12 protein-coding genes are annotated in these 15,088 nt (G+C 61.6%); 6 read left to right on the top strand and 6 right to left on the bottom strand.

Annotated features, from left to right (window positions below; translation table 11 throughout):
* The first annotated feature begins 231 nt into the window (after nt 1–231).
* Together ACW55A_RS07055 and ACW55A_RS07050 are read left to right on the top strand one after the other, a co-directional pair.
* Nucleotides 232–414, top strand: coding sequence for a type II toxin-antitoxin system HicA family toxin (locus tag ACW55A_RS07055; RefSeq protein ID WP_003434313.1), 183 nt, complete (start codon nt 232–234; stop codon nt 412–414).
* Nucleotides 415–449: 35 nt separating this feature from the next.
* Entirely contained in the window at nt 450–854 is a 405-nt protein-coding gene (locus tag ACW55A_RS07050; protein WP_058397167.1) for a type II toxin-antitoxin system HicB family antitoxin, read from the top strand.
* Nucleotides 855–870: 16 nt separating this feature from the next.
* Here ACW55A_RS07050 and ACW55A_RS07045 read toward each other — a convergent pair whose 3' ends face one another.
* The 4 genes from ACW55A_RS07045 to mnmC form a co-directional block, all read right to left on the bottom strand.
* A complete protein-coding gene (locus tag ACW55A_RS07045) occupies nt 871–1,950 on the bottom strand; it encodes a lipocalin-like domain-containing protein (RefSeq protein WP_455809504.1) in 1,080 nt (359 codons plus the stop codon).
* Nucleotides 1,940–4,411: an FtsX-like permease family protein gene (locus tag ACW55A_RS07040; protein WP_498810951.1), complete on the bottom strand. Its 2,472-nt coding sequence runs from the start codon at nt 4,409–4,411 to the stop codon at nt 1,940–1,942. Before ACW55A_RS07040 ends, ACW55A_RS07045 begins: the two co-directional genes overlap by 11 nt.
* Complete coding sequence (locus ACW55A_RS07035) at nt 4,411–5,079, bottom strand: ABC transporter ATP-binding protein (RefSeq protein WP_044309787.1); 669 nt, start codon at nt 5,077–5,079, stop codon at nt 4,411–4,413. The genes ACW55A_RS07040 and ACW55A_RS07035 overlap by 1 nt, the downstream gene beginning before the upstream one ends.
* A 174-nt stretch (nt 5,080–5,253) precedes the next feature.
* Nucleotides 5,254–7,236, bottom strand: a complete 1,983-nt coding sequence (mnmC, locus tag ACW55A_RS07030) for a bifunctional tRNA (5-methylaminomethyl-2-thiouridine)(34)-methyltransferase MnmC2/FAD-dependent 5-carboxymethylaminomethyl-2-thiouridine(34) oxidoreductase MnmC1 (protein ID WP_455809500.1) — start codon at nt 7,234–7,236, stop codon at nt 5,254–5,256.
* 148 nt (nt 7,237–7,384) lie between these two features.
* On the opposite strand from mnmC, the gene pap reads away from it, so the two are divergent.
* The gene (gene pap / locus ACW55A_RS07025) at nt 7,385–8,881 is read left to right on the top strand and encodes a polyphosphate:AMP phosphotransferase (protein WP_003434319.1); all 1,497 of its coding nucleotides are present in this window, start codon (nt 7,385–7,387) and stop codon (nt 8,879–8,881) included.
* 38 nt (nt 8,882–8,919) lie between these two features.
* On the opposite strand, the gene ACW55A_RS07020 is transcribed toward pap, so the two are convergent.
* Nucleotides 8,920–9,333 carry a YbaN family protein gene (locus ACW55A_RS07020; protein WP_455809499.1) on the bottom strand — a complete coding sequence of 138 codons (414 nt, stop codon included), beginning with the start codon at nt 9,331–9,333 and terminating at the stop codon, nt 8,920–8,922.
* 10 nt (nt 9,334–9,343) lie between these two features.
* A complete protein-coding gene (locus tag ACW55A_RS07015; protein WP_003314545.1) occupies nt 9,344–9,931 on the bottom strand; it encodes a UPF0149 family protein in 588 nt (195 codons plus the stop codon).
* Nucleotides 9,932–10,108: 177 nt separating this feature from the next.
* On the opposite strand from ACW55A_RS07015, the gene recQ reads away from it, so the two are divergent.
* From recQ to ACW55A_RS07000, 3 genes are all read left to right on the top strand, one after another.
* Nucleotides 10,109–12,238, top strand: a complete 2,130-nt coding sequence (recQ, locus tag ACW55A_RS07010; protein ID WP_003363290.1) for a DNA helicase RecQ — start codon at nt 10,109–10,111, stop codon at nt 12,236–12,238.
* Between the two features lie 93 nt (nt 12,239–12,331).
* Nucleotides 12,332–12,766, top strand: a complete 435-nt coding sequence (locus ACW55A_RS07005) for a MarR family transcriptional regulator (RefSeq protein WP_003363288.1) — start codon at nt 12,332–12,334, stop codon at nt 12,764–12,766.
* A gap of 95 nt (nt 12,767–12,861) precedes the next feature.
* A complete protein-coding gene (locus ACW55A_RS07000; RefSeq protein ID WP_455809497.1) occupies nt 12,862–15,072 on the top strand; it encodes a motility hub landmark protein FimV in 2,211 nt (736 codons plus the stop codon).
* The last annotated feature ends 16 nt before the right edge of the window (nt 15,073–15,088 follow it).

The following is a 15,088-nucleotide window of genomic DNA, read 5'->3' as shown; positions in this document are numbered from 1 at the left end:
AGAAACTGACCCAGTGAGGGCATGGTAGTTTTAGATCAAAAAGTTATAAGAGTTTGTTTTCAGCTGGTTTGGCTGCATTGGCTGGCTCCCTCGTCGAGCCAGGCAAGCGCAGGCTAGTCTTCGCGAAATAAGTTGTGAAGGAATAAAAAAGATAACTCTGGGTGCCTTTTTTGTATTGTCTTAACATGCGCCCAGGGTTATATTTTTTAAGTCGAATGACTGGAGGTGGGGGTGCAGAGCAGGCAATTGATAAAGGAGCTTGAAGCAGATGGATGGATTCTGGATCGTGTTTCAGGCAGTCACCATATGTTCAAGCATCCTGAAAAACTTCAGACAGTCCCCGTGCCGCATCCCAAGAAAGACTTGCCATTCGGGACGGTGCGGGCCATCAAAAAGCTTGCCGGGCTGGTTTAGTCCAGTTTTGCCCTGATACCCTTTTGGAGAAAAAAATGAAATATCCAATGTGCATAGAATGGGGAAGCGAAACCACGGCGTTTGGTATCCAGATTCCCGATATCCCAGGTGCCGTAACCGCAGGCGATACGTTCGAGGAAGCCCACGCCGCGGCGGTGGAGATTGCTCATATCATGCTTCAGGAAATAGCAGCTGGTGGTGGAACCATACCCAAGGCCGGCACTGTTGCCGAGCACGCCAGGAATACCGATTTCGCCGGAATGGGCTGGGGCATGATCGAGATTGACGTAACGCCTTATCTTGGTAAGACGGAGAAGGTCAACGTCACACTGCCTGGTTTCGTGATCAAGCAGATCGATCGCTATGTACGGGATCACAGCATCAAGAGTCGTTCCACCTTCCTGGCCGACGCGGCGCTGGAAAAACTGGGCCGGGCATGACGGCTAATCGGAGTGCTCAATACCCGGTCATCTCCAGATACCCCACGCCTTCCTGACTCCCGCTGAACCTCACCGGCCCCTCCCAGTAGGGAATACTCACGCCCATCCAGGCGGCCGGATTCAGCGCATCGGTGGTGATGTCCAGGTTTCGGTCCGGGACCCTGACTCTCCAGCGGGTGGGCACTTTATGCTCGCCGATCACGGTTTCCTTTAATGGCTCCAGGCTGATCTCGTTGGCGTGCAGCATCCGGGTAGTGCCGTCGGCGCTTATCCAGTTACCGGTCAGGTAGGGGACACCGTTCTTGTGGCGGATGCGATAGAGCATCAGGCGATCGCCATCTGCAAGTTGCAGCGAAAACCAGTCCCAGCCGCTCTGGTTGGCGGTCAGTGGCTGGCTGCTCCATTCCCGGTCCAGCCAGGCGTGGCCGGTGACCTGATAGGACTTGCCTTGTATTTCCACGCTGCCTTTGGCGTCGAAGAAGGGCTGGCTGTAGTAGTAGGACGCCTGGCCTGCCTCCGATTTCTGGCTGTAGCCCTGTTCACCCTGCAGCACCAGCGGTTTGCTGGATGTCAGGTTCAGGTCGTAGCGAAAGTCCTTGCCGCTGGCCTTCAGTTGCATGGCAGTCAGCGGATCACCGCTGCGGACATTGCTGGTAAAGGCCCAGTCATCAATCCACGCCGAGAACGGGGCCAGTGTCACGTCGGCCTGACCGATACCGCCGCGCGCATAACGCTCCGCCACATAATGGCCGCGGCTTGAAGTCGCCGCCGCATGGCCCAGCCAGATCGTGCCGTCATTCCAGCCGCTGCCGGTCTGTTGGCCGGGGCGCAGGGCATTGCGAAACAACGTCCACTGCACGCCGAACTGCTGGCCCGCGTCATCCTTGAGGGTGGCGGTGATGTACCACCACTCGATACGAAAGCCGGGGTGCTGGCCGTGGTCCTGCGGGAATGAAAAGACCTTGCCGGGTGTCACCTGCGCATAGCTGTCGGCCGTATTGCCCAGACCGGCGAAACCGCTTTCAGGCTGCGGTTTGTCGTCGCAGGCGGTGAGTAGCGCTGCGATGACCAGCGGCACCAGCCATTTACTGTTCATTGGCGAATGTCCTGATTAGATCCGCTGGACGGCTACGGTACAGCCTCAGCAACGGCCAGGCCGAGGCCAGCAAAGTCGCCAGCATCGCCAGCGCCATCAATTGCAGCAGTTGCAGCGGGAACACCTGCAGCGGCAGGCGCCAGCCAAAGGCGCGAACGTTGATCACCGCATCCAGGCACCAGGCCAGCAGCAGCCCCAGTGGCAGCGCGAGCACCAGTGTCAGGACCGCCAGCAGCCAGGTCTGCCCCAGGTTGAGCAGCATCAATTGCCGTCGCGTGACGCCCAGCGCCCACAACGGGGCGAGCTGCCCGAGGCGGCTCTGGCTCTGGGTCAGCAGGCTGATGAACAGCGCCACGCCCAGTGTCAGGCTGTTGAGTGCGGCAGTGGCGGCAAACGTACGTTCAAAGACCTGGCTCGACCAGCCCTTGAGCTGGCTTTGATCGATGATGTGATTGTCGTCCAGCTTGAAACGCGCTTGCAGCCGGGTGACCAGCGACGGGATTGTCGCCTGATCGACCCTCAGGTTGAAACGCACCGGCATCGATTGCGGCCAGTGGGCGAGCAGGTGCCGGGCATTGACCAGCAGATGGCCCTTGGGGTTGCCATAGTCGGCATAGATCCCGACGATGCGTGGGGTCCACTTGCCAGTGGGCACCGGGATATTCAGCGTATCTTCCAGCCCCAGTTGAAGGCGGCGGGCCAATTGTTCGCTGAGCATGACTGTGTCTTCATCGCGCAACAGATTCCACGGATCACCGGCGACGGATTCCAGCAACGCCCAGTGCTGGCGATAGGTGTCATGATCGATCACGCCAAACAGGTCCGCTGGCCAGCCCTGGACTTGCACCGGCACTTGCCAGTTGGGCAGCACGGCGCGGATATCCTGTTGCTGGCTCAGCCAAGTGTTCAGCGGCTCGGCCTGCTCCGGATTCTGCGGGCTGACATACAGTTCGGCGGTCAGGCGTTGCTCCAGCCAACTGTTGAACGTCTGACGAAAACCCGAGGTCATGCTGCCTGCGCCGATGTTCGCGGCCATCGCCAGCAACAGGGCCATCAGCGCCAGACTCAGGGCGGGCAACTGTTGACGGCAATCCGCCAGAAACCATTGCCCGAGCACCGAGCGACTGCGCTTCAACAGACCGCCAAGCATGGCGTCCAGTAAAACCGGCAGGGCCAGTGCGGCACTGAGCAGCAGGGCGGACATCATCACAAACCCCAGCATCAGACTGGTGCCGAACGACAGCGCGCTCACGCCAACCACAACGCCCAGCACCGCCACCCACGCCTGACGCCGCAACCAGCGTGCATGGGCTTGCTGCCATGCCTGTGCATCGGCCAGCGCCAGCAACGGCAGGCGCGCAGCCCGCAACAGGCTGTTGGTACCGGCCAGCAACGCGCCAAGCAGACTCAGGCCGATACCGCTCAGCCACCACCACAGACTGAGGTTCAACTGGCCGGCGACCTCCGCGCCGTACAAGCCGCGCAGGCTGGCCGCGACATCCGGCAATAACAGGCTGGCCAGCAAGTAGCCGCTGACCACACCAAAAATACCGCCCAACAGGGCCAGCGCACCCAGCTCCACGCCCAGCGCAGCGATCAACAGGCGTGCGCTGACGCCACAGGCACGCAAGTTACGCAACAGCCCACGGCGCTGTTCGAGGGCCAGGCCAATGGCCGCGTGGACAATGAACAGGTCGACGATGAAGGACAGCACCCCGAGCGCATTCAGATTCAGGTGGAAGCTTTCGGTGAGGCGCTCCAGATTGTTTTCTTCGCCGCTTTTCTTGATCACCAGCAGGTCATTCAGGGCTGCCGGCAGCGCAGGGTTCTGCCGGGCAAAATCCTTGGCCAGCAGCATTCCGGACAACTGCCCTGGCTGGCCCAACAACGGTTGCGCAAAGCCTATGTCAGTCAGCAAAACGCCGGGCGCCATGTCGGGTTTGGCGTGCAAGGGGGGCAGCGGAACACCGGTTTCGGTCAACGGCTGCTGGCCTTCTTCGAGCCCCAGCGCTTGCAGGGTCTGCGGTGCAATCCAGGTCATGCCCGGCGGCGTGAGGAAGTCCACGACCTGTTCGGCGTTCAGCGTCTGCCCGGCCAGTGCCGAGCCGGTCGGCAAGGTCACCGGCTCGATACCCATCAGTTGCAGGCGACGGTCTTCGCGCCCTTGAAGCACGATACGGCCTTGCAGCATGGGCGATACGGGCCAGCCTTCGCGGCGCAACTCGATAAACAATGCCTGCGGGAACAGTCCGCCGCTGCTGGCGGCGATACGGGTCTGCGGCTCGCCGCCAATCAGCTGGCTGGCGCGCTGGTAGCTTTCCCGAGCCTGGCTATTGAGCGCCTGCACACCGGTAAGCAGCGCGGTGGCCAGCCACAAGCCGGTCAGCACACTGAAAAACTGCACCGGATGACGGCGCCAATGGCTCAGTAGGGCGCGCAGCGTCCAATAGAAAACCCGCATCAGCGTTCGCCTTCGTCAGCCAGACGCCCCATATGCAGTACCACTTTACGCGACAGGCGCTGCGCGACGCGCGGGCTGTGGGTGACCATCAGCAGGCTGGTGGGGCTGTCGGCGAGAATATCCAGCAGCAGTTGCAGCACCTCGTCGCTGGTGGCTTCGTCGAGATTGCCGGTGGGTTCGTCAGCCAGCAGCAGGCCGGGTCGAGAGGCGAGGGCGCGGCCTATTGCCACTCGTTGCTGCTGTCCGCCGGAGAGCTGTTCGGGATAGCGATCCAGCAGTGCGGCCAGACCCAGGCGCTCGATCAAATGCGCCTGCCAAGCTGCATCTACGCGCCCGGCCAGTCGTGCCTGAAACGCCAGGTTGTCGGCTATCTTCAGGCTGCCGATCAGGTTGAACTGCTGAAACACCAGACCGATCTCGGTACGCCGCCAGTTGGCCAGCTGGCTTTCGTTCATCAGGTCCAGACGCTGGCCTGTTACCTCGATGCTGCCATCGTCGACCTGATCCAGGCCCGCGACCAAATGCAGCAAGGTGCTCTTGCCACTGCCGGACTCCCCCATCAACGCCAGGCTTTCGCCCTGTGCCAGATGCAGATCGACACCACGCAAGACATCCAGCGGCCCCTGTGCCGTGGTGTAGCGCTTGAATACGTTTCGCACTTGCAGCATGAGCGGCTCTATATGCTTGACTGAGTTCAAAGAGTAGCGCCTGAGCGCAAGCGCGTCGCGACCAGATATCAGCTATCGTGCGACGCTCCGCGTCGTCATGCCGTTCAGGACGCTCTGCGTCCTCTTTGCTACGCAGAGCGTCGCGACCAGCATTCCCGAACGACAATCATAAAGCTACTTCCCGCCGCCGCGAATCAGCCCGCGCAGGGCAAAGCGGTTGGGGTGACAGGCCTCGGCCACGCTGCGTGGCAAAGGCAGTGGTTCGTTGTCGAGCCAGGCGGCGATCAGTTCGCCACACAGCGGCGCGGTGATCAGCCCGCGCGAACCGTGGCCGCTGTTGACGTACAGGCCGTCCAGCCACGGGCAGGCGATGTCCGGCACCTGACGTGCGTCCTTGCCCAGCGCGGCATAGGCCTGCATGAACGCCTTGCGGTCGGCCAGTGGGCCGACGATGGGCAGGTAATCCGGGCTGGTGCAGCGAAACGCCGCGCGCCCCTGCAATTGCTCGTGCGCCAAATCGGCGGCCCCAAGGCGCGAACTGAGGTCTTCCGAGATCTCCCGCAACAGCCCCAGATTGTCCAGATGATCGGCCAGGTTCGGCGTCAGGTCAGTGCTGTTGAAATCGAAACTGGCCCCCAGCGTATGTTCGCCCAGACGCGCCGGAGCCACATAACCCTCGGCGCACACCACGCTGCGCAATGCCGTGCTGGCCTGAGTCTGCGGCAAACGGGTGATCTGCCCGCGGATGCGTTTGAGCGGTAAGTCGGCACTCTGCGAAAACTGCTGGATATCAGCTGCCCCGGCCAGCACCACGACCGGAGCACTGTCGATCAACTGTTCGTCACTCCAGACCTGCCACTGATCATCGACGCGTCTCAGCTCCAATGCCTGCTGATGAGCGATCAGACGGATATTGGCGTGCGAGGCCTGTGCGTGACACAGCGCAGGCGGATGAACCCAGCCGCCTTCGGGGTAAAACAGCCCGCCACTGTTCAGCGCAACGCCGCTCTGCGCTTCGGCCGCAGGCTGGTCCAGCAGGTGCAGGAGTGATTCGGGGAAGGCATCGGCCAGCTGTTTCTGACGCAGCGCTTCCTTGTCATCGAAGGTCAGTTGCAGCACCCCGCAAGCGTCCCAGTCGACTCCGCGCTGCAAGCGTTCAAGCAGCCTTCGCGTATGACCGAAACCACTGAGGATCAACTGTGACAGCGCTGTACCGTGCGCCGACAGTTTCAGGTACAGCACGCCCTGCGGGTTGCCGGATGCTTCCAGTGCCGGTGCGGCGTGGCGCTCCAGCAGGCTGACCTGCCAACCGCGTTGCGCCAGACTCTGAGCCGTAGCGCAGCCGGCCAGCCCCGCGCCGATCACCAGCGCTTTGCGCTCGCCGTCAATCGGCGCGGGGCGGGCGAACCAGGGCTTGGCGGCAGGCGGGTGCGCCACGTCCTCTGGCCAGGCGATAAAAGTGCCGCGCAGCACTTCCCATTTATGGCCGATGCCCGGCACGCGCTTCATCTTGAAACCTGCCGCATTCAGCGAGCGGCGCACCCAGCCGGTGCTGGTGAAGGTGCCAATTGTGGTGCTCGATGTGGACAGGCGCGCCAGTTCGGCAAACAGCTCGGGGGTCCACATTTCCGGGTTTTTCGCTGGCGCAAAACCGTCGAGAAACCAGGCGTCGATCTGCCCGTCCAGTTGCGGCAACATCTGCAGCGCATCGCCAATCAGCAGCGTCAGGGTTACACGGCCGCCAGCGAACACCAGACGCTGAAAGCCTTCATGCACAGCCACATATTGATCGAGCAATTGACCCGCGAACGGCGACAGCTCTGGCCATAACGCCAGGGCACGCTGCAGGTCGGCGCGGCTCAGCGGGTATTTCTCGACGCTGACGAACTGTAGGCGCGCATTGGCGGGCGCGCACTCGTCGAACAACTGCCAGGCACAGAGGAAATTCAGCCCGGTGCCGAAGCCGGTTTCACCAATGATCAGCCTGCCGTCGTCCGGCAATTCGGTGAAGCGTCGGCGCAGGTCGTTCTGCACCAGAAACACGTGGCGCGTCTCGTCCAGACCGGACTCGGTGGAAAAGTACACGTCGGAAAATTCGCGGGAACGCGGGTTGCCGTGTTCGTCCCAGTCGATCTGGGCGTGGCGGGTAATGGTCATGTCGGGCTCGGCAGAGGCAGTGGCGGCATTTTAGCCGTCTGCGCAGAGAAAAGTGCTATCAAGGGCGTGCGGATTGACCGATGCCTGCAATCAATGGTCACAATCTCCATCAGGCGTTCTCTGAGCCAACATCAATCAGGAGCTGTGCATGTTTGAATCCGCTGAAATCGGTCATGCCATTGACGATGAGACGTACGAGGCAGCGTTGCCGCAACTGCGTGAAGCGTTGCTGGAAGCGCAGATAGACCTGCACGAGCAGGCCGGTCGACAGATCATCGTATTGATCAACGGCATAGAGGGCGCAGGCAAGGGCGAGACCGTCAAACTGCTCAGCGAATGGATGGACCCGCGCCTGATCGAGGTGCGCACCTTCGATCAGCAGACCGACGAAGAACTCGCTCACCCGCCCGTCTGGCGTTACTGGCGGCAATTGCCGGCCAAGGGCCGCATGGGTATTTTCTTCGGCAACTGGTACAGCCAGATGCTCCAGGACCGGGTTCACGGTCGCTTCAAGGACGCGGTACTCGATCAGGCCATCAGCGGTGCCGAGCGATTGGAAAAGATGCTCTGCGATGAAGGCGCGCTGATCTTCAAGTTCTGGTTTCACCTGTCCAAAAAACAGATGAAGCTGCGCCTCAAGACCCTCAAGGATGATCCGCTGCACAGCTGGCGCATCAGCCCGCTGGACTGGCAGCAGTCCAAGACCTACGACAAGTTCGTGCGCTTCGGCGAACGGGTCCTGCGTCGCACCAGCCGCGAATACGCCCCTTGGCATGTGATCGAGGGTGTGGACGCCAACTACCGTAGCCTGACCGTCGGCCGCCTGTTGCTGGAAGGCATGCAGGCCGCGCTGAACAAGGCCGAGCCCGAGACCGCTGCGCTGACGGTCGGGCCGCTCGCGATTCATAGTAACGAGCTGACGCTGCTCGACAGCCTCGACCTGAGCCTGAACCTGAGCAAGGACGACTATCAGCAGCAGTTGATTGCCGAGCAGGCGCGGCTGTCCGGCAACATGCGCGACAAGCGCATGAAAAGCCACGCGCTGCTGGCAGTGTTCGAAGGCAACGATGCGGCAGGCAAGGGCGGTGCGATCCGTCGCGTTGCGGCGGCACTGGACCCGCGCCAATACGCCATCGTACCGATCGCCGCGCCGACCCAGGACGAGCGCGCGCAACCGTATCTGTGGCGTTTCTGGCGGCAGATACCGGCGCGCGGCAAATTCACTATTTTTGACCGTTCATGGTACGGCCGTGTGCTGGTCGAGCGCGTCGAGGGCTTTTGCAGCGAGTCGGACTGGAAGCGCGCCTACTCGGAAATCAATGACTTCGAAGAGCAGCTCACCGACGCAGGCGTTGTGGTGGTCAAGTTCTGGTTGGCCATCGATCAGCAGACCCAGCTGGAACGCTTCAAGGAGCGCGAAAAGATCCCTTTCAAGCGCTACAAGATCACCGAGGACGACTGGCGCAACCGCAAGAAATGGCCTGACTACCGCCAGGCAGTCGGCGACATGGTGGATCGCACCAGCACCGAAATCGCGCCGTGGACATTGATTGAGGCCAACGACAAGCGCTGGGCCAGGGTCAAGGTGTTACGCACCCTCAACGAAGCGCTGGAAGCGGCCTTCGACAAGGACAAGAAGAAGTGATGGTCTGAGTGTTGCGGTGGCGTCGGCTTTGCTCGGCGCTACCTCTTGCAACTGCCCGGTGCTCGCGTCTTCTGCCTGAGGATATAGATCGTCACCAGCACTGCGCTGGTCAGCATGAAGACTCGTGCCCAGGGTGATGGAACCAGGTAGCAGGACAGGCTGATGCTGAGCCACATCAGACCGATGGCGTACACCTTGCCCTTGAGCGGGATGCCGTTGCCTTCGAGGTAATCACGAATCCACGGACCGAGCTGCGGGTGGTTGACCAGCCAGTCGTAGACGCGCGGAGAGCTGCGCGCGAAGCAGGCAGCTGCCAGCAGCAGAAAGGGCGTGGTGGGCAGCACCGGCAGGAAAATACCGACGACGCCCAGTACCACGCTCAGCCAGCCTACCGCTACAAGCAGATAGCGCACCGCTCTGTGACGGCTGGTGCGCGGTGAGCCTTGCGCCATAGGCGCCGACTCAGTGATGGCGGGGCTTGAGGATCGCCGGCTTTTCGTCGGGTGCCTGGCAGAGCAGGTACAGGGCGGTCAGCGCTTCGGGGATCTGCACGATCATGTCGTCCATCAGGTTGGCGTCCTGGGCGATGTCGGCGAACTCCGGCTGCTCGTCGAACAGACCCGAACCGACCATGATCGGCAGGAGCATTTCGCTGACTTCTTCCTCAGCACTTTCGAACCAAGCGTTTTCACGCAGGAACACGCCTTCCATGAAGCCGATGCACCAGCCGCGCAGATCGGAATCATCCGGGTCGTCGCCCAGATCCAGATCGCACGGCAGCTCGAACTCTTCGTCCGAAGCCAGCTGGCGGGCAATGTGTGCCTTGAGGGCAATCAGCGTCGCTTCGACTTCTGTCTGTTGCGCTTCGCTGGAGTACTGCGGCGGCTCGGAGAACAGTGCGTCGATCCACTCGCGCTCCGGCACCTCTTCAGCGCAGATGGACAAGGCGGTCAGGTAGCCATGCGCGGCCACGTAGTCCAGTGCTTCTTCGTGCAGTTCATCTGCATCGAGGAAGACTTGCAGGCGGGTTAATTGCTCAGCGAAGGACATGGAAGCGCTACCTTGAAAATAAACGATGCTGGATTCTAGGCCCTGAGCGTCCGTGGCGCCAGCGCGCAGGCCAATTGCAGTTAATTTCGACCGCTCATGTCCCAGTCATCCATTGCTCCCGAGCGCTCGGGTATACTCCTCCGTTTTGCAGTGCAGCAGGATATTCCGGGGTTTTTTATGCTTGAGCAGGCACAACGCGTACTTAAAGACATCTTCGGTTACGACAGCTTTCGTGGTCGCCAGGGTGCCATTATTGAGCGTGTAGCCAGCGGTGGTGATGCGCTGGTGCTGATGCCCACCGGTGGCGGCAAGTCCCTGTGTTTTCAGGTGCCGGGGCTGTTGCGTGACGGGCTGTGCGTGGTCGTGTCGCCACTCATCGCGCTGATGGACGACCAGGTTGCGACGCTGGATGAACTGGGCGTTTCAGCCGCTGCACTCAACTCGACCCTCAGCGCCGAGCAGCAGCGTGACCTGGCCAATCGCATTCGTCTGGGCGAAGTCAAAATGCTGTACCTCGCCCCGGAGCGTCTGGTCCAGCCACGCATGCTGTCATTCCTGCAAAACCTCAAGATCGCCCTGTTTGCCATCGACGAAGCGCACTGCGTTTCGCAATGGGGCCATGACTTCCGCCCTGAGTACCTGCAACTGGGGCAACTGGCCGAGCTGTTTCCGGATGTACCGCGCATCGCGCTGACCGCCACCGCCGACAAGCGCACCCGGGAGGAAATCGTCACGCGTCTGCACCTGCAGAACGCCGAGCGCTTTCTGTCCAGCTTCGACCGGCCCAACATCTTCTATCGCATCGTGCCCAAGGAACAGCCGCGCAAACAGCTGCTGGCTTTCCTTTCCGAGCGCCGCAGCGATGCCGGTATCGTCTATTGCCTGTCGCGCAAGAAAGTCGATGAGGTCGCCGTCTTCCTCAGTGAAAACGGCTACCCTGCGTTGCCTTATCACGCCGGTCTGCCGTCCGAAACCCGGGCGGCCAACCAGAAGCGCTTCCTTAACGAGGAAGGGCTGATCATGGTCGCCACCATCGCGTTCGGCATGGGCATCGACAAGCCCAACGTGCGCTTCGTGGCGCACATGGACCTGCCCAAATCGCTTGAGGCTTATTACCAGGAAACCGGTCGGGCAGGGCGTGACGGTCTGCCCGCCGATGCCTGGATGGCCTACGGTCTGCAAGACGTGCTGATGCTCAAGCAGATGCTGCAGAACTCCGAAGGCGACGAGCGCCACAAGCGATTGGAGCAGCACAAGCTCGATGCCATGCTGGCCCTGTGCGAAGAAACCCGTTGCCGTCGACAGACCCTGCTGGCCTATTTCGACGAAGACATGCCCAACCCGTGCGGCCATTGCGACAACTGCGTCGATGGCGTGCAGACCTGGGATGCTACCGAACCTGCGCGTCAGGCGCTGTCGGCCATCTACCGGACCGGCCAGCGTTATGGCGTCGGTCATCTGGTCGACGTGCTGCTCGGCAAGTCCAACGACAAGGTAGAGAGCTTCGGCCATCAGCACCTGTCGGTATTCGGGGTGGGCAAGGCGCGCACCGAGGCCGAGTGGCGCTCGCTGTTCCGCCAGCTGGTTGCACGTGGTCTGGCGGACATCGACCTTGAAGGCTATGGCGGCCTGCGCCTCAGCGAGACGTGCCGTCCTCTGCTGCGTGGCGAAGTTTCTCTGGAACTGCGCAAGGACCTCAAACCACAAACCACGTCGCGAAGCAGCTCCGGCAGCCCGGCCAGTCAACTGGTGCGTGGCGAAGAGCGCGAGCAGTGGGAAGCCCTGCGTGCCTTGCGCCGCAAGCTGGCCGAAGAGCACGGCGTCCCGCCTTACGTTATTTTCCCGGACTCGACCCTGCTGGAAATGCTGCGCAGCAAGCCCGGATCAATGGCCGAGATGGCCAAGGTCAGCGGCGTCGGTGCGCGCAAGCTGGAGCGTTATGGCGAAGCCTTTCTTGAAGTGCTCAGTGGCAAGGCCGAGGCTCCACGCGTGGTCGCCGATGTGCGTCACGAACTGATCAGCCTGGCGCGCGCGGGCATGACCCCGACGCAGATCGCCGGTCAGTTGCAGTGCTCGGAAAAGAATGTCTACACCCTGCTGGCCGAGGCCATCGGCAAGCAGCAGTTATCCATCGAGCAGGCGCTGGACTTGCCGGAGGACCTGCTGGGTGAGGTGCAGGACGCTTTTCTCGATGGCGAAGGAGAACTGCCGCCGGTGTCGGCGATTGCCGAGCAGTTCGCCGGGCGGGTGCCCGAGGGCGTGCTGTATTGCGTGCGTGCAGCGCTGCAATCGGAGTTTGAGGTATAACAGCGTGCGGCGGAGCGTCACCGTCCCGTGCTTGCTTGAACATAAGGACCATGCTTAGCTCGCTAATAATTAGTTTGAATCACGAGTTTCCTTATGCCAATGACTGATGAACATCGTTTCGGGATGCAACTCGGACACCTCACGCGAGGCTGGCGTGCCGAGCTGGATCGCAGGCTGGCCGATCTTGGCCTGTCTCAGGCTCGCTGGCTGGTCCTGCTGCACCTCGCGCGCTTCACCGAGCCGCCCACCCAGCGCGAGCTGGCGCAAAGCGTAGGCGTAGAAGGCCCCACCCTGGCGCGTTTGCTCGACAGTCTTGAAAAACAGGGCCTGGTTCAGCGTCAGGCGGTGCTCGAGGATCGACGTGCGAAGAAGATCCTGCTCAGTGACACGGCATTGCCCCTGATCGAAAAAATTGAAAACATCGCCAATGTCTTGCGCATCGAGCTGTTCGAGGGTGTGAGCGAAGAGGATTTGCGCGTCAGCATGCGCGTGCATTCGCAGATTCTCGCCAATCTGGAAAGATCCTGAGACGAAGCTGCGCATTCTCAACCATAATCGTTCAACGGATACTGACGTCCATCTGATTACGTGAGAAGCCTGCCGTGGTTTCCATAAGGGTTCGCATGCTGAAGAGTTCACTGGCTGCTGTCGAAGGTGCAGGTCGCAGGGCGCGCATGGCGTTGGGCAAGGGCGTGCTGGCGGTCTCGTTGCTGACCTGCTCTACGCTGGCGTCTGCGTTGGGCCTGGGTGAAATCACCTTGCACTCGGCGCTCAACCAGCCATTGAATGCCGAGATCCAGTTGCTGGAAACCGGCGGTCTGAGCAATGAAGACGTGATCGCCCGGCTTGCATCGCCTGAAGCGTTCGCCAAGGCGGGTATAGAACGTGTGTTCTTTCTCAATGACCTGCGCTTCACGCCGGTACTGCGCGGTGACCGCGGCGTGATCCGGGTGGTTTCCAGCAAGCCGGTTACCGAACCCTACTTGAGTTTTCTCGTCCAGTTGGCGCGGCCGAATGGCGATTTGCTGCACGAATATACGGTGTTGCTTGATCCTGCCACTTCGGCACAAGGTCTGGCCGCCACGCGCAGTCGCAACCAGCAGCGCTCGGCCACCTCCGCTTCGGAAAGCCGCATGCCGGTCGCGCCGCCGGCGGCCGTGCAGGGCAAACACTATACGGTCGCCAGTGGCGACACGCTCAATGGTATCGCCAGCCGCTTGCAGGGGCCGGGCAACAAAGTGTCGGCAAGCCAGCTGGCGGACGGTATTCGTTCGCTTAACCCACAGGTATTTGCCGCAGGCGCCGGTTCTGCGCTTAAAGTCGGTCAGGACCTGTTGTTGCCGGACGCAGCCGTATTGCCAAGCGCCGCAGCGCCTGCCGCAAGCGCTGCGGCGCCGTCGCCAAAACCTGCTGAATTGCAGCGTACCGCCGAGCAGTTGTCGGCTGCGGCCATCGAAAACCAGCAATTGGCTCAGTCGCTGGAGGCGCTCAAGGCTCAGACTCAGGAACTGCAAGAGCAGATGAGCGGCAAGGACAAACAGATCATCGCCTTGCGCAGCGATCTGGCCGCCGCGCAATCCGCTGCCACGCCATCTGCACCTGCAACAGCCACGCCTGCACCTGCAACACCTGCGGCTGCACTGGCCACTCCTGCTCAGCCTGTTGCTGCATCGGGTGACGACTCATTCCTGAGCCTGCCGATACTGCTCGCTGCCGTATTGATCGTGCTTCTGCTGGTGGCGTTTGCTTATTCGAAACGACGTCAGCAGCGCAAGGACTCAGCAGCGCCCGCCGTTACCCCGGATGACCCGTTGATCAAGCCCGCGCAGGCCGCCATGCTTCCTGTGTTCGAAGTTCCTGCGGTGGCGCCGCAACCCGTGGTGCAGACCCCGTCACCGGCACCGGCCAAACCGTCGCCAGCGCAACGCTCGCCAGGCTCTGCTCCGGATGCGCTGGATGGCGTGAGCATTTACATTGCCTACGGACGCTTCACCGAGGCGATGGGTATTCTGCGCAGCGCCCTGGAAACCCAGCCCGAGCGTGATGACATTCGCATCCGCCTGCTGGAGTTGCTGGCGGAGCAGGGCGATGGCAGCGGTTTCGTTCGCGAAGAACAGGCCGCGCTGGAGCATGGTGTCGACCCGCAGACCATTCAGGATATTCGTGATCGCTTCCCACAGCTCAAGGCTGCCGAGGTCGCTACCGTGGCGGCGGTCGTCCCGGCTGTCACAGTGGCGGCCAGCACATTGTCGTTCGACAAATCCGAACCCGAGCCTGCGCTCTACCTGCAGCCCGAGCCTGAGCCAAAACCCGCCGCGCAGCTGGATGAAAGCGCCGCTGCGGCGCTGAATCCACAGCATACCGACGAGTTTCAGTTGAACCTGGATGACCTGTCGATGGACGCCGACTGGGATCTGGTCGACCCGTTCGACAGCCCGCCGCCGCGTGCCAAGCCTGCCGCTGCGCCAGCGCCCGCTGAAGTCGACCCCGGTTTTTCATCGGACCTGACCCAGCTGCCGGAAGTCTTCGAACTCTCGGACGAACAGTTCCTCAGTGATTTTTCCGAGCCCGAAATCGTGGAGCCTGTCGAGGTCATTGCGCCTTCTGCCGCCGACGGCCTGAGCGACGATTTCCTCGACAGCTTCATGAACGATGACGCCGATTTCGACCTGCTGGATCTGGAAGAACCGCCCCTCAGCCAGATCAATCAGGCGCAGGTGCTGATTGAGGACGGCGATCTCGAATCGGCCCGTGAAATCCTCCAGCAAGTCATTGACGAGTCCGACGAAGAGCATCAGCGCATGGCGCGCGAGCTGCTGGCGAGCATTACCTGAGCGACGCTGTCGAGGC

It is taken from the genome of Plantibacter cousiniae (nom. nud.), assembly GCF_977070315.1.
The sequence above is the reverse complement of the archived record's forward strand: the minus strand, read 5'-3'. Positions and strand labels throughout refer to the sequence as shown.